At 66.2% G+C, this 21,136-nt stretch carries 22 protein-coding genes; 13 read left to right on the forward strand and 9 right to left on the reverse strand.

The window, feature by feature from the left end:
• Positions 1-160 precede the first annotated feature (160 nt).
• Positions 161-1,510 carry a response regulator gene (locus ABIE57_RS02305; RefSeq protein WP_354537380.1) on the forward strand — a complete coding sequence of 450 codons (1,350 nt, stop codon included), beginning with the start codon at positions 161-163 and terminating at the stop codon, positions 1,508-1,510.
• Here ABIE57_RS02305 and yaaA read toward each other — a convergent pair.
• The 3 genes from yaaA to ABIE57_RS02320 form a co-directional block, all read right to left on the reverse strand.
• Positions 1,495-2,259 (reverse strand): peroxide stress protein YaaA, encoded by a 765-nt coding sequence (yaaA, locus tag ABIE57_RS02310; protein WP_354537381.1) that lies wholly within the window; start codon positions 2,257-2,259, stop codon positions 1,495-1,497. The genes ABIE57_RS02305 and yaaA overlap by 16 nt on opposite strands.
• A gap of 31 nt (positions 2,260-2,290) precedes the next feature.
• Positions 2,291-4,336, reverse strand: a complete 2,046-nt coding sequence (recQ, locus tag ABIE57_RS02315; protein WP_354537382.1) for a DNA helicase RecQ — start codon at positions 4,334-4,336, stop codon at positions 2,291-2,293.
• A gap of 79 nt (positions 4,337-4,415) precedes the next feature.
• A complete protein-coding gene (locus ABIE57_RS02320) occupies positions 4,416-4,703 on the reverse strand; it encodes a YggT family protein (RefSeq protein WP_354537383.1) in 288 nt (95 codons plus the stop codon).
• A gap of 136 nt (positions 4,704-4,839) precedes the next feature.
• Between ABIE57_RS02320 and ABIE57_RS02325 the strand changes: the two genes are divergently transcribed.
• The 9 genes from ABIE57_RS02325 to rplP all read left to right on the forward strand — a co-directional run bounded on the left by ABIE57_RS02325 (position 4,840) and on the right by rplP (position 11,259).
• Positions 4,840-5,379, forward strand: coding sequence for an acyl-CoA thioesterase (locus ABIE57_RS02325; protein WP_354537384.1), 540 nt, complete (start codon positions 4,840-4,842; stop codon positions 5,377-5,379).
• A gap of 52 nt (positions 5,380-5,431) precedes the next feature.
• A complete protein-coding gene (locus ABIE57_RS02330) occupies positions 5,432-6,814 on the forward strand; it encodes an MFS transporter (RefSeq protein WP_354537385.1) in 1,383 nt (460 codons plus the stop codon).
• Positions 6,796-7,716: a penicillin-insensitive murein endopeptidase gene (gene mepA, locus ABIE57_RS02335; protein ID WP_354537386.1), complete on the forward strand. Its 921-nt coding sequence runs from the start codon at positions 6,796-6,798 to the stop codon at positions 7,714-7,716. The genes ABIE57_RS02330 and mepA overlap by 19 nt, the downstream gene beginning before the upstream one ends.
• Before the next feature lie 260 nt (positions 7,717-7,976).
• On the forward strand, positions 7,977-8,399 hold the full coding sequence (gene arfB, locus ABIE57_RS02340) for an alternative ribosome rescue aminoacyl-tRNA hydrolase ArfB (protein ID WP_354537387.1): 423 nt from the start codon (positions 7,977-7,979) through the stop codon (positions 8,397-8,399).
• A 217-nt stretch (positions 8,400-8,616) separates the two neighbouring features.
• Positions 8,617-9,459: a 50S ribosomal protein L2 gene (gene rplB / locus ABIE57_RS02345; protein ID WP_354537388.1), complete on the forward strand. Its 843-nt coding sequence runs from the start codon at positions 8,617-8,619 to the stop codon at positions 9,457-9,459.
• 3 nt (positions 9,460-9,462) lie between these two features.
• Complete coding sequence (rpsS, locus tag ABIE57_RS02350) at positions 9,463-9,741, forward strand: 30S ribosomal protein S19 (RefSeq protein ID WP_354537389.1); 279 nt, start codon at positions 9,463-9,465, stop codon at positions 9,739-9,741.
• A gap of 3 nt (positions 9,742-9,744) precedes the next feature.
• Positions 9,745-10,125 carry a 50S ribosomal protein L22 gene (gene rplV / locus ABIE57_RS02355; RefSeq protein ID WP_354537390.1) on the forward strand — a complete coding sequence of 127 codons (381 nt, stop codon included), beginning with the start codon at positions 9,745-9,747 and terminating at the stop codon, positions 10,123-10,125.
• Positions 10,125-10,832: a 30S ribosomal protein S3 gene (rpsC, locus tag ABIE57_RS02360; RefSeq protein WP_354537391.1), complete on the forward strand. Its 708-nt coding sequence runs from the start codon at positions 10,125-10,127 to the stop codon at positions 10,830-10,832. Before rplV ends, rpsC begins: the two co-directional genes overlap by 1 nt.
• 13 nt (positions 10,833-10,845) lie before the next feature.
• On the forward strand, positions 10,846-11,259 hold the full coding sequence (gene rplP, locus ABIE57_RS02365; RefSeq protein ID WP_354537392.1) for a 50S ribosomal protein L16: 414 nt from the start codon (positions 10,846-10,848) through the stop codon (positions 11,257-11,259).
• A gap of 311 nt (positions 11,260-11,570) precedes the next feature.
• Here the strand turns inward: rplP and ABIE57_RS02370 are convergent, their stop codons facing one another.
• From ABIE57_RS02370 to nth, 3 genes are read right to left on the reverse strand one after another with little or no spacing between them, the layout of a single operon-like run.
• A complete protein-coding gene (locus ABIE57_RS02370) occupies positions 11,571-11,840 on the reverse strand; it encodes a DksA/TraR family C4-type zinc finger protein (protein WP_354537393.1) in 270 nt (89 codons plus the stop codon).
• Positions 11,841-11,853: 13 nt separating this feature from the next.
• A complete protein-coding gene (locus tag ABIE57_RS02375) occupies positions 11,854-12,837 on the reverse strand; it encodes an adenosine kinase (RefSeq protein WP_354537394.1) in 984 nt (327 codons plus the stop codon).
• Positions 12,834-13,478, reverse strand: a complete 645-nt coding sequence (gene nth, locus ABIE57_RS02380; RefSeq protein WP_354537395.1) for an endonuclease III — start codon at positions 13,476-13,478, stop codon at positions 12,834-12,836. The genes ABIE57_RS02375 and nth overlap by 4 nt, the downstream gene beginning before the upstream one ends.
• Before the next feature lie 97 nt (positions 13,479-13,575).
• Between nth and ABIE57_RS02385 the strand changes: the two genes are divergently transcribed.
• Both ABIE57_RS02385 and ABIE57_RS02390 read left to right on the forward strand, forming a co-directional pair.
• The gene (locus ABIE57_RS02385) at positions 13,576-14,400 is read left to right on the forward strand and encodes a methylated-DNA--[protein]-cysteine S-methyltransferase (protein WP_354537396.1); all 825 of its coding nucleotides are present in this window, start codon (positions 13,576-13,578) and stop codon (positions 14,398-14,400) included.
• Between the two features lie 112 nt (positions 14,401-14,512).
• Positions 14,513-15,169 (forward strand): YiaD family glycine zipper/OmpA-like lipoprotein, encoded by a 657-nt coding sequence (locus ABIE57_RS02390; protein WP_354537397.1) that lies wholly within the window; start codon positions 14,513-14,515, stop codon positions 15,167-15,169.
• An 82-nt stretch (positions 15,170-15,251) separates the two neighbouring features.
• On the opposite strand, the gene fdhF is transcribed toward ABIE57_RS02390, so the two are convergent.
• The 3 genes from fdhF to ABIE57_RS02405 form a co-directional block, all read right to left on the reverse strand.
• Positions 15,252-18,026 carry a formate dehydrogenase subunit alpha gene (fdhF, locus tag ABIE57_RS02395; protein WP_354537398.1) on the reverse strand — a complete coding sequence of 925 codons (2,775 nt, stop codon included), beginning with the start codon at positions 18,024-18,026 and terminating at the stop codon, positions 15,252-15,254.
• A 204-nt stretch (positions 18,027-18,230) separates the two neighbouring features.
• Positions 18,231-19,400: a TIGR03862 family flavoprotein gene (locus ABIE57_RS02400; protein WP_354537399.1), complete on the reverse strand. Its 1,170-nt coding sequence runs from the start codon at positions 19,398-19,400 to the stop codon at positions 18,231-18,233.
• Positions 19,397-20,716, reverse strand: coding sequence for a mechanosensitive ion channel family protein (locus ABIE57_RS02405; RefSeq protein WP_354537400.1), 1,320 nt, complete (start codon positions 20,714-20,716; stop codon positions 19,397-19,399). The genes ABIE57_RS02400 and ABIE57_RS02405 overlap by 4 nt, the downstream gene beginning before the upstream one ends.
• Positions 20,717-20,772: 56 nt before the next feature.
• On the opposite strand from ABIE57_RS02405, the gene ABIE57_RS02410 reads away from it, so the two are divergent.
• A complete protein-coding gene (locus ABIE57_RS02410; protein WP_354537401.1) occupies positions 20,773-21,084 on the forward strand; it encodes an HNH endonuclease family protein in 312 nt (103 codons plus the stop codon).
• The last annotated feature ends 52 nt before the right edge of the window (positions 21,085-21,136 follow it).

The raw sequence follows: 21,136 nt of genomic DNA on the forward strand, positions 1-21,136 counted from the left end.
GAGGGCATTATAGGCGTGTTTAACGCCCCGTTTTGCGAAAATTGGATGCTACAATATAGACTGTAATTTACTTCGGAATAGATCGTCACGCTACAAACAGCACCTTTATGTCACCACGATCAAGCATTCCGCCGAGGCGCTTCTGGTCATCATCAACGATGTGCTCGACTATTCCAAGATCGAGGCGGACAGGCTTGTGCTGCACCCCGAGCCCTTCGATCTGGAACGCTGCATCCACGAGCTTGTGACGCTGATGCAGGCCCATGCCCGTGACAAGGGGATTGATCTGCTGGTGGATTACGACCTTTTCCTGCCGACGCAGCTGATCGGCGATCCGGGTCGCATCCGGCAGATTCTCACCAATCTCATGGGCAATGCGGTCAAGTTCACCGAGGCGGGCCATGTCCTGATCCGCGTGACCGGCGTGCAGGCGGGCGAAGGGTCGCAAGCCGATATCCGCATCAGCATCGAGGACACCGGCATCGGCATCCCCGCCGACAAGATCGGCCACATCTTCGGCGAATTCAATCAGGTGGACGACGCGCAAAGCCGCAAGTTCGAGGGCACCGGTCTTGGCCTTGCGATCACGCAGCGGCTGGTGCGGCTGATGGGGGGCGATATCTGGGTGGAATCCGCGCCGGGGCAGGGTTCGACCTTCGGCCTGTCTCTGGTCCTGCCGGTGGCCGAGGCGGGCGCGCCGGATGTTCTGTCGCTTGCGGGCGGCCTCTCGCGCGCGCTGGTGGTCGAGCCGCACGATACCTGCCGCGCGCTGCTGGAGCGACAGTTGGCTGCACTCGGGCTGACGGTGACGACCTGCCGCGACGGGGCCAGCGCGCTGGGTCTGGCCGCCGGGGCCGATCTGGTGGTGGCGGCCCATGCGATGACCGGCATGGACGGGACCGAGCTGGCGCAGGCCTTGCGCTCCGCCGGTCACACCATGCCGATTGTCCTGCTCAGCAGCAGCCCCGCCAGCCTGGCCCATGACCCCGCCCGCGACGTCGTGCAGGCGGTGCTGCAAAGGCCGGTGGCGCGGCGCGACCTCATCTCGGCCCTGGCCGCGCTGGCCCCCGCCGTGCCCGCGCCCGAAGCCGCCCCGCGCGCGTTGCGCGTGCTTGCCGCCGAGGACAACAAGACAAACCGGCTGGTCTTTTCCAAGATGGTTCAGGCGCTCGATATCGACCTCACCTTCGCCGAGAACGGGCGCGAGGCCGTCGCGCTGTTCCAGAGCGTCGCGCCCGATATCGTCTTCATGGATATCTCCATGCCCGAGATGGACGGCAAGGAGGCCACCCGCGCCATCCGCGCCATCGAGGCGCGGCAGGGCGGGCATGTGCCCATCGTCGCCATGACCGCTCACGCCATGAGCGGCGACGAGACCGAGATCCTTGACGCCGGACTCGATCACTACCTCACGAAGCCGCTCAAGCGCGCGGCCATTGTCGAACGGATGGTCGCGGCGGTGCCGCCCGGTGTGCGCCCACCGGAAGCGGCGATTCAGGCGGCGGGCTGAGCGCGCAGGAAGACAGGCCGGTCCGGCGTGGACAGATCCGGCGCATGGGCATAGCCGCCGGTGTCGAAGTCGAGCAGGCTTGCCGGATCGCCCAGCCGGTTCTGGATGATGAACCGCGCCATCGCGCCCCGCGCGCGCTTGGCGTAAAAACTCACGATCCTGGCCTCGCCGCCACGCTCTTCCATGAAGACGGGTGTGATCACACGAAGGCCAAGCGCGGCCTCGTCGACCGCGCCGAAATATTCCAGGCTGGCGCAGTTCACGAGCGTTTCGGTGCCGACCTCTGCCGCCTGATCCTTCAGCGCCTTCGCGATCCGGTCGCCCCAGAAATCATAGAGCGTGCGGCCCCGCGCGGTGGCCAGCCTGCTGCCCATTTCGAGCCGGTAAGGCTCGATCGCATCAAGCGGGCGCAAGAGGCCGTAAAGCCCCGAAAGGATGCGCAGGTGATCCTGCGCGAAAGCCATCTCATCGGGATCGAGCGATCCGGCCTCCAACCCCTGATAGGTGTCGCCCGCAAAGGCGAGTGCGGCGGGTTTTTCGTCCATCGTGCCGAAATCCGCGAACCGCCCGGCGTTGATCTGCGCGAGGTTCAGCGAGATCTTCATGAGCTTTTGCAGCCCTCCGGCATCCAGCCCGCGCGCCACCTGTGCCAGTTCCCGGGCCTCGGCGGCAAAGGCGGGCCGGGTGGCGGTGATGCCCGGGGCGGGGGTCATGTCAAGTTTCTTGGCGGGCGAGACGACAACCAGCATCTTTGTTTCCTTTACCGGGTTGGCCGGGGATTTAGTCCGCCCCGTGCAGAACGTCCAGAAAGGCCGCGCCGAAACGCTCGGTCTTTTGCGGGCCCATCCCCGGCAGCCGCTCAAGGGCGTCGAGTGTCGCGGGACGACGTTCTGCGATCTGGCGCAGCGTCGAATTGGTGCATGACAGCGGCCGCAGCGTGCCGCACTCCCCGCGCGCGAGGCTGCGGCTCACCTCGGTCAGCCGGTCGTAAAGCGCGCCCTCGGGCCGCCCCGCCAGCTTGCGCCGGGTGGGGTGCATGGCCTCTGTCCCGGCACCTGTGATCACCTCGAGAAAGGCCGAGCCATACCGCTCCAGCTTGGTCGCGCCGACGCCGCCGATGCGCGCCATTGCGTCGAGCGTGGCGGGGCGCGTCTCGGCCATCTCGATCAGCGTGCGGTCGGTGAAAACGATATAGGCGGGCACGCCTGCGGCCTCTGCGAGCGCGCGGCGCTTGGCCTTGAGCGCGGACAGAAGCGGCGCGTCCTCGTCGGCGACAAGCGCGCGCGGCGCAGGACGGGCGGCGGCCTTCAGCGTATCACGTCGCAGCCGGATCGTGGCCTCGCCGCGCAGGATCGGGCGGGCGCCCTCCTGCATCACCAGCGCGCCGTGGCGCTCGGCGTCCGGGCGAACGAGGTCATGCCCCATCATCTGCCGAAATACCCCCTGCCAAAGCCGCTTGTCATGGGCGCGGCCCACGCCGAAGGTCGGCAGCGCATCATGGCCGCGCGTGCGCACCTTGTCCGTCAAGGTCCCGGTCAGGATGTCGATGAGATGCCCCGCGCCAAAGCTCTCGCCGGTGCGCAGCATCGCCGAGAGCGCCATGCGCACGGCCTCTGTGCCGTCAAAGCCCTCGGGCGGGGCGTCGCACAGATCACAATTGCCGCAGGGCGCGGGGTCCTCGCCGAAATAGCGCAAGAGGCTCACCCGGCGGCACTCGATCGCCTCGGCCAGCCCCAGAAGCGCGTTGAGCCGCCCGTGATCGGCATTTCGGCGCTCGGGTGGGGCCAGCCCCTCGTCGATCTGGCTGCGACGCAGGCGGATGTCGTCGGGGCCATAAAGCGTCAGCGTCTCGGCGGGCGCGCCGTCGCGGCCCGCGCGCCCGATCTCCTGATAGTAGCTTTCGATGGATTTGGGCAGGTCGGCATGGGCGACCCAGCGGATATCGGGCTTGTCCACCCCCATGCCGAAGGCGACCGTGGCCACCACGATGAGCCCGTCCTCGGTGTTGAACCGCTCTTCGACCTCGCGGCGCGCGCCCGCCTCCATCCCGCCGTGATAGGCGCAGGCGGCGTGTCCGGCCGTGCCAAGCGCCTGCGCCAGCGTCTCGGTCTTGGCGCGGGTGCCGCAATAGACGATGCCCGATTGCCCGCGCCGCGCGGTGGCGAAATCGAGGACCTGGCGGCGCGGATTGTCCTTGGGGGCAAAGGCGAGGTGGATATTGGGCCGGTCGAACCCGTAGAGAAAGCTTTGCGGCGCAGTGCCGTCAAAGAGTTTCTCGATGATCTCGGCCTGTGTCTCGGCATCGGCGGTGGCGGTGAAGGCGGCAAGCGGCACATCGAGCGCGCGCCTCAGCTCTCCGATGCGCAAATAGTCGGGGCGGAAATCATGGCCCCACTGGCTGACGCAATGGGCCTCGTCCACGGCGATAAGGCTGACGCCCACACGCCGCAGCATCGCGGTGGTGCCCGAGGAGGCCAGCCGTTCGGGGGCAAGATAGAGCAGCTTCAGCCGCCCCTCGTCGAGCGCGCGCCAGACCTCGGCCGTCTCTTCCTCGGTATTGCCGGAGGTGAGCGCGCCCGCCGCGACGCCCGCCGCGCGCAGCGCGCGCACCTGATCGCGCATCAGCGCGATGAGCGGCGAGACCACCACCGTCACGCCGTCGCGCATCAGCGCGGGCAGTTGGAAGCAGAGCGACTTGCCGCCCCCCGTGGGCATGATCGCCAGCGTGTTGCAGCCCGCAGCGACGGTGTGGACGATCTCTTCCTGACCGGGGCGGAAGGCATCGAATCCAAATATATCGCGCAGAAGCGTGGCAGCGCCGGACATGGGATTCCCTGTGAGGATTGGCTATATCTGCTCTGGCAGGGACATTTTCATACTAAGATTCGGTGAACAAGCCCCTGTCTCAGTAAAACGCCGCCGCGTTGTTCACCAGGATGATCCGCAGCGCGTAGACCCCGATCAGAACCGCCAGCGGGGCAAGGTCGATGCCGGACATGGGCGGCAGGATGCGCCGCACCGGGGCATAGAGCGGCTCCAGTATGCGGTTCAGACCATACCAGATCTGCGCCACGAATTGCTGACGGGTGTTGAGCACCTGGAAGTTGATCAGCCATGACATGATCACATGCGCGATGATGAAGAACCATACCACATCGAGGATCAGCATCAGGATCTGGAAAAGCGATTGCATGGGCGCGGGTCCTTTGGTCCGGGTCGGGTTCAGACCTAAGCGGGCCGCGCCCCGAGCGCAAGCCTGACGCGCGGTCGCGGTTGACGGGGCGTGGCGCGCCTGTCACGCCCTTCCCGCACCGCCACGGAGTTTGCCCATGTATCCCTTTGCCCGCATGTTCTGGCAGCTTTACCTGCACCGCAAATCACCACCGCTGCCGCTCACCGGAACCCATGTCTCCTACCACTACTGCCTGCCTTGGGATATCGACATGTGGCGCGAACTCAATAACGGGCGCACCCTTACGCTCTACGATCTGGGGCGCATCCCGCTGGCGGGGCGCGTGGGCCTTTTCGGGGGGCTCAGGCGCAACCGCTGGGGGCTGACCATGGCGGGCGCGAGCGTGCGCTACCGGCGGCGCGTGCGGGCGTTCGAACGGGTCGAGATGCGCTCGCGGCTCATTGGCTGGGATGCGCGCTTCATGTATCTGGAACAGTCGATGTGGAACGCGCGCGGCGAATGTGCCAGCCATATCCTCTATCGCGCTGCGGTGACGGGACGGGCGGGCATCGTGCCGACCGCCGAGGTGCTGGCGGCACTCGGGCAGGGTCAGGCGGTGACACCACCCCTGCCCGACTGGGTGCGCGCCTGGATCGCCGCCGAGGAAACCCGCCCCTGGCCACCCATGCAGGAATAGCTTGCCAGACCCGACCCCAGCCTGTCTTATCCCGACAAAACGAGGGGCAGGCATGGCGGATATCTCGCAGCGCAAGCGCATCTGGGGCTGGTATTTCTTCGACTGGGCAAGCCAGCCCTATCATACCCTGCTCGTCACCTTCATCTTCGGGCCCTATTTCGCCTCGGTCGCCTCCGAGTATTTCCTGACCATGGGCCTGGGGCCAGAGGCGGCGGCGGCGCAGGCGCAGACCATGTGGTCTCAGGCGCTGACCATTTCAGGGCTGATCATCGGGCTTGGCGCGCCGATCATGGGGGCCTTTGCCGACCGGACCGGGCGGCGCAGGCCGTGGATTGCCGTGTTTTCCGTCATGTATGTGGTGGGGGCGGCTGCGATCTGGGGGATGCTGCCCGATGGATCGAACCTGTGGTGGGGGCTGATGGCCTTTGCCTTCGGCTTCATCGGGGCGGAATACGCGCTCATCTTCATCAACGCGCAACTACCCTCGCTCGGCACCGAAGAGGAGGTGGGCGCGATCTCGGGGTCTGGCTTTGCCTTCGGCTATGCGGGCGGGGTCACGTCGCTCTTTCTGATGCTGCTGCTCTTTGTCGAACAGCCCTCGGGCAAGACGCTGATCGGGTTCGATCCGCTCTTTGGTCTGGACGCGGGCGCGCGCGAGGGCACGCGTCTTGTCGGCCCCTTCACCGCGCTCTGGTATGCGCTCTTCATGATCCCCTATTTCCTCTGGGTGCGCGAAAGCGGCCCGGCGACGCGCGGCGCACGGGTCGGCGAAGCACTCGGCTCGCTCTGGCGCACGGTCAAGGGGCTGCGGCACCGGCTCAGCCTCAGCGCCTATCTCGGCTCGTCGATGTTCTACCGCGACGCGCTCAACGGGCTGTATGGCTTCGGCGGGACCTATGCGGTGCTGGTGCTGAAATGGTCCATCGTCTCGGTCGGGATCTTCGGCATCATCGGGGCAATCTCCGCCGCGCTGTTCAGTTGGGCAGGCGGCAGGCTCGATGCACGCTTTGGCCCCAAGCCGGTGATCAGAGTGGCGGTCTGGGGGTTGATCGCAGTCTGCGTGACGGTGGTCAGCATGGACCGAACGCAATTGTTCGGCGTCCCGCTCGCCGAGGGCTCTCGCCTGCCCGACATGATCTTTTTCGGCTGCGGTGTGCTGATCGGCGGGCTTGGCGGCACGCTTCAGGCCGCAAGCCGCACATTGATGGTGCGCCATACCGACCCGGAGCATCCCACGGAAAACTTCGGGCTTTACGGCCTGTCGGGGCGCGCGACCTCGTTTCTTGCGCCCGCGCTCATCGGGCTGGTGACGGCGCTTTCGGGCAATGCCCGGATCGGCATTTCGCCGGTCATCGTGCTTTTCCTGATCGGGCTTTTTCTGCTACGCTATGTCAAGGCAGAAGGAGATCGCGGGCCATGGGACGTGTCACGTTAATCGGTGCTCTGGTTCTGGCCCTGGCGGGCTGCATGGAAACCAAGGAGACGGTGCCGGCCGCGGCGGTCGTGTCATCGCAGAACATTCCCGCCGCGATGCGCGGCGTGCCCGCGAAACAGCTTTTCGGAGGCCATGCCAAGGCCTCGGCACAGGGGCCGGCCCCCCATGGCAGCTATGCGCGCGGCTGTCTGGCCGGGGCGATGCAACTGCCGGAAACCGGCCCCACCTGGCAGGCGATGCGGCTCAGCCGCAACCGCAACTGGGGCCATCCCAAGGCAATCGGTTTCGTGCAGGACCTCTCGCGCTTTGCCGCGACGCAACCGGGCTGGACCGGGCTTTATGTGGGCGACATCAGCCAGCCGCGCGGCGGGCCGATGCTCTCGGGGCACTCGAGCCACCAGATGGGGCTCGATATCGACATCTGGCTCAGGCCCGCCACCGATCTGACCCTCAGCCGCACGGCGCGCGAAAACATCTCCTCGGTGTCGATGCAGCGCGCGGACGGTGCCTATACCAACAGCCAGTGGACCCGCGCCCATCACGAGATCGTCAAGGCGGCGGCCAGCGATCCGCGCACGGCGCGCATCTTCATCTTTGCCGGGGCCAAGGCGCAGATGTGCCGCGACGAGACCGGCGACCGCGCCTGGCTGCGCAAGGTGCGGCCGTGGTGGGGGCATCACTATCATTTCCATGTCAGGCTGAATTGCCCCGAGGGAACAAGAGGATGCGAAGCGCAGGAGGCCCCGCCGCAGGGCGATGGCTGCGCCGAGGCCGATCAGTGGGTGCGCAACATCCTGCGGCCCGCCCCGCCCGACCCCAATGCGCCCAAGCCCAAACCCAAGCGCGACCTGACCATGCACGACCTGCCACAACAATGTGTCGCGGTGCTTCAGTCGCAGTGACAGATTTCGTTTTGAAATCCGCGCGATCCGTGGCACCATCAGGGCAACGTCAACCAAGCGAAAGGAGGTGGTCCAGTGTCTATGAAGGGATTGGAGCGTGATGTCGGAACAGTTCGGGGGGCGCGCGCCTAGAGCAGCCTCGGGGCGCATTGGCCCCACCCGGATTGGTGCGCCTGACCGGCCCACCTCCGCGACTTCAGGAAGGCCGCTCCGCAAGGGGCGGCCTTTTCAATCGGGCAGGGACTGAACCGGCAGGAACGATGCTGAGGATCACCGACGAAATCGCCATCGAGGATTGGGAACTCTCCGAGCAGTTCATCCGCGCCTCTGGCCCCGGCGGCCAGAATGTCAACAAGGTGGCAAGTGCGGTGGAGTTGCGCTTCGAGGCCGCGCGCTCGCCCCACCTTTCCGCGCCGGTCAAGACGCGGCTCAAGCGCCTCGCCGGGCGGCGCTGGACCGGCGAGGGGGCGATCGTGCTCCAGTGCGACGAGACCCGCAGCCAGGTGCGCAACCGCGAGATCGTCCGCGACCGGCTGGCCGATCTGATCCGGCAGGCGCTGGTCGCCCCGAAACGGCGCATCCCGACCCGCCCCACGCTTGGCGCGAAAAAGCGCCGCCTCAAGGCCAAGAAGGTGCGCGGCGAGGTCAAGTCGCTGCGCGGCAAGGTGGAGGGCGAGGAATAGACGCGATTGCGCCGAAAACCGGCCAATACCCTTGACGCCGGGGGCGCGCTCCCCTAACAGAGCCCATCCGCAAAGCCCCGGATTCGTCCGGGGCTTCGCTGTTGTTCGCAAGAGCAATCCGAGCCGGGGACCTTCGGGGCCCTATAACCAAGGGTGGGTTTTCCCACCCTGCATACAGGCGGGGCAACCCGCCGCTAGCTAACGGAAGACAGAAAGCATGGCACTCAAGTCGTATAAGCCGACGACGCCGGGCCAGCGCGGGCTGGTGCTGATCGACCGTTCGGAGCTGTGGAAAGGCCGTCCGGTCAAGTCCCTCACAGAGGGTCTGACCAAGAACGGTGGCCGCAACAACACCGGACGAATCACGATGCGCCGCAAGGGCGGCGGGGCGAAACGCCTCTATCGGATCGTTGATTTCAAACGCACCAAGTTCGACATCCCGGCAACCGTCGAGCGGATCGAATACGATCCCAACCGCACCGCCTTCATCGCGCTCATCCGCTATCAGGACGACGAGCAGGCCTATATCCTGGCACCACAGCGCCTGGCCATCGGCGATCAGGTCATCGCCAGCGCCAAGGCCGACATCAAGCCGGGCAACGCGATGCCGTTTTCGGGCATGCCCATCGGCACGATCATCCACAATATCGAGCTCAAGGCCGGTAAGGGCGGGCAGATCGCCCGCGCGGCAGGCACCTATGCGCAATTCGTCGGCCGCGACGGTGGCTATGCGCAGATCCGGCTTTCGTCGGGTGAGCTTCGCCTCGTACGTCAGGAATGCATGGCCACGGTTGGCGCGGTCTCGAACCCCGACAACAGCAACCAGAACTACGGCAAGGCCGGCCGGATGCGCCACAAGGGCATTCGCCCGAGCGTTCGCGGCGTTGTCATGAACCCGATCGACCACCCCCATGGTGGTGGCGAGGGCCGCACCTCCGGTGGCCGTCACCCGGTCACGCCCTGGGGCAAGCCCACCAAGGGCGCGCGCACCCGCAACACGAACAAGGCGTCGCAAAAGCTCATCGTGCGCTCGCGTCACGCCAAGAAGAAGGGCCGTTAACACATGGCACGTTCTGTATGGAAAGGCCCCTTCGTCGATGCCTATGTCCTGAAAAAGGCCGAGGCAGTGCGCGAATCGGGGCGTAACGAAGTCATCAAGATCTGGTCGCGGCGCTCGACGATCCTGCCGCAATTCGTGGGCCTCACCTTTGGCGTCTACAACGGGCGCAAGCATGTGCCGGTGAACGTCTCCGAGGACATGATCGGCCAGAAATTCGGGGAATACTCCCCCACCCGCACCTATTACGGGCACGCGGCCGACAAGAAAGCGAAGAGGAAGTAAGCCATGGGCAAGGATAAGAATCCCCGCCGCGTGGCGGACAATGAGGCGATGGCCAAGCTGCGCATGTTGCGCACCAGCCCGCAGAAACTCAACCTCGTCGCGGCGATGATCCGGGGCAAGAAGGTCGACAAGGCACTGACCGATCTGACCTTCTCGAACAAGCGGATCGCGCAGGACGTCAAGAAATGCCTGCAATCGGCGATAGCAAACGCCGAGAACAACCACGGGCTTGACGTGGACGAGCTGATCGTCGCCGAGGCCTGGGTCGGCAAGAACCTGGTGCTCAAGCGCGGACGCCCGCGCGCACGCGGCCGGTTCGGCGCGCTGCGCAAGCCGTTCTCGGAACTCACGATCAAGGTGCGTCAACTCGAGGAGCAAGCCTGATGGGTAACAAAGTCAATCCGATCGGTATGCGCCTTCAGGTCAACCGCACCTGGGACAGCCGCTGGTATGCCGATACCAAGGACTATGGCAATCTTCTGCTCGAGGATCTCGCCATGCGCGAGTTCATCAAGGAAGAGTGCAAGCAGGCCGGCGTCAGCCGTGTGATCATCGAGCGCCCGCACAAGAAGTGCCGCGTCACGATCCACACCGCGCGCCCCGGCGTGATCATCGGCAAGAAAGGCGCCGATATCGAGACCCTGCGCAAGAAACTGGCCGCGATGACCGCAAGCGAGCTGCATCTCAACATCGTCGAGGTGCGCAAGCCCGAACTTGACGCAGCCCTCGTGGCCGAGAGCATCGCGCAGCAGCTTGAACGCCGGGTGTCCTTCCGCCGGGCCATGAAGCGGTCTGTGCAGAACGCCATGCGGATGGGCTCGCTCGGGATCCGGGTGAACGTGTCGGGCCGCCTCGGCGGTGCCGAGATCGCGCGCACCGAGTGGTATCGCGAAGGCCGGGTGCCGCTGCACACGCTGCGCGCCGACATCGACTACGCCCTTGCCGAAGCCTCGACCCCTTACGGGATCATCGGCATCAAGGTGTGGATTTTCAAGGGCGAGATCCTCGAGCACGATCCCGGTGCGCGTGATCGCAAGGCCCAGGAACTCCAGGATGGCCCGGCCCCGCGTGGCGCCGGCGGCCGTCGCTGAGGAGGACTGAAAAATGCTTCAACCTAAGCGCACGAAATTCCGCAAGCAGTTCAAAGGCCGCATCAAGGGCGAGGCCAAGGGCGGCTCGGACCTGAACTTCGGCACCTTTGGCCTCAAGGCGACCGAGCCGGAGCGCGTCACCGCGCGCCAGATCGAGGCCGCCCGCCGCGCCATGACCCGCCACATGAAGCGTCAGGGCCGCGTCTGGATCCGCATCTTCCCGGATGTGCCGGTCTCGGCCAAGCCCATCGAGGTTCGCATGGGCAAGGGCAAAGGCTCGGTCGACCGCTGGGTCTGCAAGGTCAAGCCCGGCCGCGTCATGTTCGAGATCGACGGCGTCGGCGAGGCGGTTGCGGTCGAAGCCCTGCGCCTTGCCGCGATGAAACTGCCGATCAAGACCCGCGTCGTGGTCCGCGAGGACTGGTAAGGGCGGTAGGGTGATATCCACCCCCGAGATTTGGCCCCGTGCGAGAGATCGCGCGGGGTTTTTCATATCGCACGTCGCGCATGTGGCCGGCGTCGGAGCCTCCGGCGGGGATATTTGAGGCCAGAAGAAACGCGGGGGACATAGCACCCCCCGCGCGAAACACGACTGTGCTTCTCCTGGCGCGGTCATCGGCGTCCCCGCCTGTACCGCGCCCCGACAGTGTCGGAAAATGATGAAGAAATCGTTGTTTCTTCTGGCTGCAAATATCCTGGGGTGAATTGGCCGAAGGCCAAGAGGGGCAACGCCCCTGCTTATTTCAACTGACTGTCCTTGGAGCCGCGCCGGTTGATGCCGCTGCGCGGGCGCGCTGCGTGGTTGTGCTCGTTGGCGCAGTCGAGGCAGAGCTTGACGCCGGGGATGGCCTGCCTGCGCGCCTCGGGGATGGGCTCCTCGCACTCGGCGCAATGGGTGCGGCTTTCACCCGATGGCACGGGCCGGGCGCGCAGCCGCGCAAGCTCTTCGGCGATGGATGCCTCGATCTGCTCGCTCACCGCGCCGTCGCGTGTCCAGCCGCCTGCCATGGGGCCACCTCCTTCAGATCAGCCCCTCGGCGGCGAAGAGCGCCGCCACGTCCCGTTCGGGGCGCGCGCCATAATGCCCGATCACCTCTGCGGCGGCAATGCACCCCATGCGGCCCGCGACCGCCAGCGGCTTGCCCGTGGCCAGCCCGTAGAGCAGGCCAGCGGCGAATTGATCGCCCGCGCCGGTGGTATCGACCGGGTCGACGCGGGTGACGGGCACGCTCACCGTCTCGTCGCCCTCGACCAGCACCACATCGTGACCCGAACGGGTGCACACGATGAGACCGCTTTCGCGCGCCGCCTGTTCCAGCGCCGCGCCAAGATCGTCGGTCTCGTAAAGCGAGCGCCATTCATGTTCGTTGCCGATGACGAAATCGAGCGATTTGACCAGTTCCCGGAAATCCGCGCGATGACGGTCGACGCAGAACGGATCGGACAGGGTGATGCCCGCGCGACCGCCGCCCGCGCGCGCGGCCCGTGCTGCGCGCTCGAACGCCGCCTTGCCCTTGGGCTTGTCGTAGAGATAGCCTTCGAGAAAGAGGATCTGCGCCCCTCCCGCCACGGCCTCGGGCACGTCGGCCTCGTCAAGATCGGTCGAAATGCCGAGGAAGGTGTTCATCGAGCGCTCGCCATCGGGCGAGACAAAGATCATCGAGCGCGAGGTGGGCAGCGCGCCCGCGCGCGGCGGGTTGACGAAGTCGGTGCCGACGGCGCGCATCGCCTCGGCGTAATAGCGGCCCAGTTCGTCATCGCTCACCCGACCGATGAAGGCCGTGGAGAGGCCGAGCGCGCCAATCCCGGCGACGGTATTGGCGACCGATCCGCCGGGCATCTGCCGCCGCTCGGGCATCTGCTCGTAGAGATATTCGGCGCGCTCGGTCTCGATCAGTTGCATCACGCCCTTGTCGATCCCCATGCGGGCAAGAAAGGCGTCGTCGCACCCTCCGATCACGTCGACGATGGCATTGCCGATGCCGACAACCTGATATTGTGTCATAGGGTTTTTTCCTCATAGGGGCAGAGATCGCGGATGAGACAAGTGCCGCAGGCGGGTTTGCGCGCCTTGCAGGTATAGCGGCCATGCAGGATCAGCCAGTGATGCGCATGGCGCTGGAAATCAACGGGGATATGGTCCTCGATGGCGCGTTCGACCGCCTCCACATCCTTGCCGGGGCAGATGCCGGTGCGGTTGCCGATGCGAAAGATATGCGTATCGACCGCCTGCGCCGGATGCCCCCACCACATGTTGAGCACGACATTGGCGGTCTTGCGCCCGACACCGGGCAGTGATTGCAGCGCGGCGCGGCTGTTGGGCACCTCACCACCATAGTCCTCGACAAGAATGCGGCTGAGTTTCATCACGTTTCGGGCCTTGTTGCGATAGAGGCCAATGGTCTTGATATGACCGATAAGCGCCTCTTCGCCAAGCGCCAGCATCTTTTCCGGCGTGTCGGCGATCTGGAAGAGCGCGCGCGTGGCCCGGTTCACGCCCACATCGGTGGCCTGTGCCGAGAGCGCGACCGCGACCAGCAGAGTAAAAGCGTTGACATGATCAAGCTCGCCCTTGGGTTCGGGCTGGGCGGCCTGAAAGCGGGTGAATATCTCGCGGATCGTGTGGTAATCGAGTTGGCGGGCCATGGTCCGTCTATGACGCGAAACCGGGGATTGCGCAACATTCGGGTCGCGTGCCCCTGTGACGCGGCGTATCTTGTGGCGAAACCACCGGGGTGCCGCAATGTCCGAGAGCTATCACTACAATGTCATGCGCCGCGCCATCGCGCTCATTGACGCGGGCGGCGAGGGGATGACGCTTGAGGCCTTGGCGGGCGAGATGGGGATGAGTGCGGCGCATTTCCAGCGGCTGTTCTCGGCCTGGGTGGGCGTGTCTCCGAAGCGGTATCAACAATATCTGGCCCTTGGCCACGCCAAGGAAATGCTGGCGCAGCGCTTTACCACGCTGGAGGCGGCGGAGGCGGCGGGGCTGTCGGGCACGGGGCGGCTGCACGATCTCTTCCTGCGGTGGGAGGCGATGCGACCGGGCGAGTTCGCGCGCGGCGGCGCGGGGCTGACGGTCCGGTATGGCTGGTTCGAGACGCCCTTTGGCGAGGCGCTCGCCATGGGCACCGGGCGCGGCCTCTGTGGCCTCGCCTTTGTCGCCGAGACGGGGCGCGCGGCGGCCATGGCGGACATGCGCGCGCGCTGGCCCGAGGCGCGCTATGAGGAGGCCCCCGAGGCGATTGCCCCCTGGGTCGCAGCGGCGTTCTCGGGCCGGGGCGAGGCGCGGCTGCACATGATCGGCGCGCCCTTTCAGATCAAGGTCTGGGAGGCGCTGCTCACGATCCCTTCGGGCCATGTCACCACCTATTCCGAGATCGCCCGCGCCATCGGCCACCCCCGCGCCGTGCGCGCCGTCGGCACCGCCGTGGGGCGCAACCCGGTGAGTTACCTCATTCCCTGTCACCGCGCCTTGCGCAAATCGGGGGCGCTTGGGGGGTATCACTGGGGCCTGCCCGTCAAACGCGCTTTGCTGGCATGGGAAAGCGCACGGGCAGAGGGATAGGCGGGAAACCGCGCGAAGTTCCCCTTTGAATAGCCTTGGGGCCGGGCATGATATTGCATATCATGTGGTTATACCCGACGTGATCGGGCAGGTTCATCAACGAGGTATGTCCATGATCCGAACGAACAAGACCCTTCTCGCCCTCTCCGGCACGGCACTTCTGCTGGTAACGGCCTGCACCGATCCCAATCAGGTCGGCGGGCAAGCCGACAACCAGAGAACCCGTCAGGGCGCGATCATCGGTGGTATCATCGGCGCGGGCACAGGTGCTGCGGTCAGTGACAACCGCGCCACGGGTGCGCTGCTTGGCGGGGCGATCGGCGCGCTTGGCGGGGCGGCCATCGGCAATGCGCTGGACCGGCAGGCGGCGGAGCTGCGCCGGGATCTCGGCAACGAGGTTGGGGTGGTCAATACCGGCGACCGGCTCATCGTGACGATGCCGCAGGATATCCTTTTCGCAACCAGCAGCTTTACCGTCGCGCCGGGCCTGCGCCAAGACCTCTTCACCGTGGCCTCGAGCCTTCAGCGCTACCCCGACACCACCGTGCAGGTCGTGGGCCATACCGACAGCACCGGATCGGCCAGCTACAACCAGACGCTCTCGGAGCGCCGCGCGGCGGCGGTGACGGATGTGCTGATGCAGGGCGGCGTTCCCGCCTCGCGCCTGCGCAGCATCGGGCGCGGCGAGGATCAGCCCGTGGCCTCGAACCTCACGCCCGAGGGCCGGGCCCAGAACCGCCGGGTGGAAATCGTCATCCTGCCCAACTGAGGTGGCACTGGCCTCGATGGGGCCATGAGTATTTTTGGAACGATGAAGCGGGGGCGGTCACAGGCGGGCCGCCCCCGTCCTGTCATTCGGCGGCCACCTCTGCCGCCTCGACGCGCACCGCCGAGAATTTGAACTCGGGGATCTTGCCGTAGGGATCAAGCGCCGGATTGGTGAGGATATTCGCCGCCGCCTCCACATAGGCGAAGGGCAGAAACACCATGTCGGGCGAAACCGCCCGGTCGGCGCGCGCCATCACCATGATCGAGCCGCGCTTGGTGGTGAGGCGCACCATGCCGCCCGGCTCTACCCCGAGGCGGCGCAGCGTCGAGGGGTGCAGCGAGCAGTTCGCCTCCGGTTCCACCGCGTCAAGCACGCTGGCGCGGCGGGTCATCGAGCCGGTATGCCAATGCTCAAGCTGGCGGCCGGTGGTCAGCACCATCGGATACTCGGCATCGGGCACGTCGTCGGGCGGGATGATCGTGGCGGGGGTAAATCGCGCGCGCCCCTCCGGACGCGGGAAGCCGTCGCCGAACACGACCGCATGGCCCGGATGATCGGGGGCGGGACAGGGATAGGTGACGGCGCTCTCGCGCTCCAGCCGCTCCCATGTGATGTTGTCAAGAGAACGCATGTTGTGCTTCATCTCGGCGAAGACATCCGCCGGGCTGTCATAGCGCCAGTCAAGGCCAAGCCGGTTGGCAAGCGCCATGGTGATCGCCCAATCCTCGCGCGCCTCCCCAGGCGGCGGCACGGCGGGGCGACCCATCTGCACCTGCCGATTGGTGTTCGTCACGGTGCCGGACTTCTCGTAGAAGGCCGAGGCGGGCAGGATCACATCGGCATAGTTCGCGGTCTCGGTCAGGAAGATGTCCTGAACGACCAGATGCTCCAGCTTGGCGAGCGCGTCGCGGGCGTGCTCGACATCCGGATCGCTCATCGCCGGGTTCTCGCCCAGAACATACATGCCCCTGATCGTGCCTGCGTGCACCGCGTCCATGATCTCGGTGACGGTGAGGCCCTTCTGGGCACTGAAATCATCCGTCCCCCAGACCTCGGTAAAGGCGCGGCGGATGGCGTCGTCAGTCACCGTCTGGTAGTCGGGCAGGAACATCGGGACGAGGCCCGCGTCGGACGCGCCCTGCACGTTGTTCTGGCCACGCAGCGGATGCAGCCCGGTGCCGGGGCGCCCGACATGGCCGCACATCAGCGCGAGGCTGATGAGGCAGCGCGAATTGTCGGTGCCGTGGATATGTTGGGAAATGCCCATCCCCCAGAAGATCATGCCGGCCTGTGCGGTGGCGAAATCGCGGGCCACGGCGCGCAGCGTCTCGGCGGGGATGCCGCAGATGGCCGCCATCTTCTCGGGCGGAAATTGCGCCAGATGCGCCTTTTCGGCCTCCCAGTTCTCGGTGAAGGCGGCAATATACTGCTTGTCGTAAAGCCCTTCCTCCACGATCACATGGCAGATCGCGTTGAGCATCGCCACATCCATGCCCGGCTTGAATTGCAGCATGTGGGTGGCGAAGCGGCGCAGGCCCTGCCCGCGCGGATCCATCACGATGAGCTTGCCGCCGCGCTTGGTGAACTGCTTGAAATAGGTGGCAGCAACCGGGTGGTTCTCGACCGGGTTGGCACCGATCACGATGGCCACATCGGCATTTTCGATCTCGTTGAACGTGGCAGTGACCGCACCGGAACCCACATTCTCGATCAATGCCGCCACGGATGAGGCATGGCAAAGCCGCGTGCAGTGATCGACATTGTTATGGCCAAAGCCCTGCCGGATGAGTTTTTGGAAAAGATAAGCCTCTTCATTGGTGCACTTTGCGCTGCCAAAGCCCGCCACGGAGGGACCGCCATGCGCCTCCTTGAGGCGCGCGAGGCCATCCGCAGAAAAATCAAGCGCCTCGTCCCACTCCGCCTCGCGGAAAAACGCCTGCCAGTTGCCGGGATCCACGTTGAGGCCCTTCGGGGGCGCATCCGTGCGACGTATCAGCGGCTTGGTCAGACGGTGGGGGTGGTGGATATAGTCGAACCCGAACCGCCCCTTGACGCAAAGCCGCCCCTGATTGGCGGGGCCGTTGACCCCCTCGACATATTTGACGCGGCCATCCTTGACCTTGAGCGAGACCTGACAGCCAACCCCGCAGAACGGGCAGATGCTGTTCACCTCGCTGTCGAAATCGGCGCTGTCGCCCTTCTGGGCCGCGTCGAGCACAGTGGCAGGCATCAGCGCGCCGGTGGGGCAGGCCTGCACACATTCGCCGCAGGCGACGCAAGTGCTCTCGCCCATCGGGTCCGCGAAGTCGAAGACGGGATAGGCATCGTGGCCGCGCCCGGCCATGCCGATCACATCGTTGACCTGCACTTCGCGGCAGGCGCGCACGCAGAGGCCACACTGGATGCACGCATCGAGATTGACGCGCATGGCAACGTGGCTGTCATCCAGAAGCGGGATGCGGCCCTGCTCGAGCTTCGGGAAGCGGCTGTGGGTGACGCCGTTCGCGTCGGCCATGTCCCACAGATGGCTGGAGGCGTCACGCGCGGCATCACGCGCGGGCTGGTCGGCCAGAAGCATCTCGACCACCATCTTGCGCGCGCTTTCCGCCCGCGCCGAATTGGTCGTGACCACCATGCCGTCGCGGGCCTCGCGGATGCAGGAGGCCACGAGCGTGCGCTCGCCCTCCACCTCGACCATGCAGGCACGACAGTTGCCATCGGGGCGGTATCCGGGGCTAGGCTTGTGGCACAGATGCGGGATCTTGAGGCCCCGGCCATTGGCCACCTCCCAGATGGTCTGCCCCTCTTCGGCCTCGACCTTGCGGCCGTCGAGTGTGAACCGGATCGTTTGGGCCATGCCTGTCTCTCCTCGCCATTCATCAAACCGGATCATGGCAGGCGCAGGCGCCCGCCGTCAATTCCGGTTTCATCGAAAACACGCTACGCGCGCTGGGAGGATCATCGCATGAGTCCCGCCGCCCGGGCCGCCGCCAGAGACATTCGAGGGCAATTTCCGACATGGCGGGTGTGCACGCGCCCCATATGTGCATCGCGCTTCGGATCACGGCGCCCGGGCATTCCTCAGACAGGCCGCCGCGTGCCGTCCGGCCCAGAGCCCGGTGGCGAGACAGGCGGTCAGCAGGTAGCCCCCCGTCGGGGCCTCCCAGTCAAGCATTTCGCCCGCCGCGAAACTGCCGGGACGCGCGCGCAGCATCAACCCTGCGTCAAGTGCCGCAAAGCGCAGGCCGCCCGCCGTGGAAATCGCCTGATCCATCGGACGCGGGCCCTTGAGCGGCACTGGCAACGCCTTGAGCGCGCCCGCCATGTCCGGCGCGCCCCGCGCGAATTCCATCGCCAGGGCGAGTTTGACCGGCGAGAGGCGCAGCGCCTTGCGCAGCCGGTTGCCAAGGCTGTCGCCGGGCCGCGCACGGCCAAGCCGGGTGGCGATCTCCTTGCGGTTCAGGTCGGGAAGCAAGTCGATTGTCAGCGCCGCGCCGTCGCGCAATGACGCGCTCACCTCGTAGATGCCTCCGCCCTCAAGCCCACTGGCGGAAATGATGAATTCCCCGCGAGAGCCGGTGGCACCGGCCCGAAGCGCGACACCCTTCACGGCCTGACCGAAATGGGGTGCCATATGCGCCGACCATGCGACCAGAAAGCCCATATTGGCGGGGCGGAACGGGGCGATCTGTGCGCCAAACTGCGCCGCCCATGCCCCGTCAGAGCCAAGCCGCGCCCAGCTTGCCCCGCCGCAGGCCAGCACGGTGACGGCGGGCCAAAGCCGGTGTTCCCCCTCGGGCGTGTCGAAGAGCGCCGCGCCCCCGTCCCAGCCCTGCCAGCGCCAGCGCGTGCGGATACGCACGCCCATGCCGTCAAGCCGCCCGAGCCAGGCCCGCAAGAGCGGCGAGGCCTTCATCGCACTGGGGAAAACCCGCCCTGTCGAACCGGTGAAGAGCGGCTGTCCCAGCCCCTCGGCCCAGCCCTGCACCTCCTCCGGGCCAAAGGCCGCGAGCATCGGGCGCAGGTGCTCCGCCCGGTCGCCATAGGCTTTGAGGAATGTCTCGAAGGGCTCGGCCTTGGTCAGGTTGAGGCCGGATTTCCCGGCCATCAGGAACTTGCGGCCCACGGACGGCTTGGCCTCGGCCACCACCACCCGCAGCCCCGCCCCGGCCATCGCCTCCGCCGCCATGAGGCCCGCAGGCCCGGCCCCGATCACCAGCGCCTCGGTCATGATGCCGTCGACAGACCCTTGTGATGCAGCACCCGCTGCGGGAACGGGATCTCGACCCCCTCGGCCCTGAGCGCGTTCCAGATCGCGAAAAGCACGTCCGACTGATACTTGCCGGTGACGTCCTCGATCCCCTCGACCCAATATTCCACCGAGAACTCCACCCCGCTGTCGGCAAAGGCCTTGAGCTCGCATTCCGGGGCCTGCCTGCCTTCGGTCAGCACGCAGTCGAGCGCACCGACGGCGGCCTCGATCATGTCGGGGATGCGGTTGATATCGGTGTCGTAACTGACCGAAAAAGCGGCCTCATACCGGTGCCGCTTGCCCGCATCGGAATAATTGACCACCCGCGAGGTGATGAAATCCTCGTTCGGCACCACGATCCAGCGGCCATCGACGGTTTCCAGGATCGCGGCGCGGGCGGTCATCTTGACGATGGTGCCTTCGGAGCCGTCATCGAGCACGACATAATCGCCCACCGTCGTCTGACCTTCCAGAAGCAGGATCACGCCGGACACGAAATTCGCCGCGATCTGTTGCAGGCCAAGGCCGATGCCCACGCCAAGCGCCCCGCCCAGCACGGCAATCGCCGTAAGGTCGATGCCCATGATCGACATGAGCAAGAGAAAGGCCGCGCCGAAGATCACGATCTGGCTGGCCTTCATTGCCAGTTCGCGGGTGGCGGGGCGCAGGTCCTCCTGCTTGCGGATGAACTCCTCGGACTGGCTGTTGGACCAGCGCCCCAGCCAGAACAGGAACGCGCCGGCCACCGCCCCGCGAATGAGCGCCAGAAGCGAGAAGGAGATATTGCCCAGATCGACCGAAATCGCCGCCAGCCGCTCATGCGCAAGGCCGAGCAGGCCGAAGAGATAGAGCAGCGCCATCGGCATGAGCACGAAGCGGCCCAGCACCCGCAGGAACGGATCTCGCAGGATGTCGCGCACGAAAAGCCGCACGGCAAGGAACAGGAACAGCCGCTTGCCGAAGGCGATCACATCGCCCGTGCCGAAAACCTGTCGCGTTACCCCCTCGCCGATGCCGGTCAGCCCGTAGGCCAGCAGCGGCATGAGCAGGGGCAGGAACATCAGCACGAAGCGCCGCGCCGTGGCGATGACATTGTCCTGCCCCTTGGGCGGCGTCATCAGCCGGGTGATCACCGGACACAGGCGACGGTTGATCGCCACCGCCAGCAGAAAGGCCGCGACCAGAACAGCGAATTGCGACCAGGCGGCCGGGCTCAGCAACCAGATCCTGGCCATCTCCCAGCCCTGAAGCGCGTAGCCCAGCGCCTGCTCCAGTATCTCCGACTGCCCACCCATGCCGCACCCCTTGCCAGGCCACCCTTGCGCGCCATTCTCTTGCCCGGAGGTGGGCGATGGATCAAGCCAAACCCGACACGGACCCGATCTGCCCGCTTTGCGGACGGCCCATCCCGTCCGGGGCGCGGCAGAGCCTGCACCACCTTGTGCCCAAGCTGAAGGGCGGCAAGGGCGGGCCCGTCGTGCGCCTGCACCAGATCTGCCATAACGAGATCCACGCCACCCTGACCGAGACGGACCTGGCGCGGAACTATGACACGATCGAGGCGTTGCGCGCCCATCCGCGTCTGGCGCGCTTCATCGACTGGGTGGCCAGGCGGCGGTCCGACTTCCACTCGAAAACCCCCGGCGCGCGGCGCAGGCGGTGAACGCAAAACGGCCCCGCACGAAGGCGGGGCCGCTCACCGGTCCTGACGGAGC

It is taken from the genome of Roseovarius sp. MBR-6 (genome assembly GCF_040547525.1).
GTDB lineage: Bacteria > Pseudomonadota > Alphaproteobacteria > Rhodobacterales > Rhodobacteraceae > Roseovarius.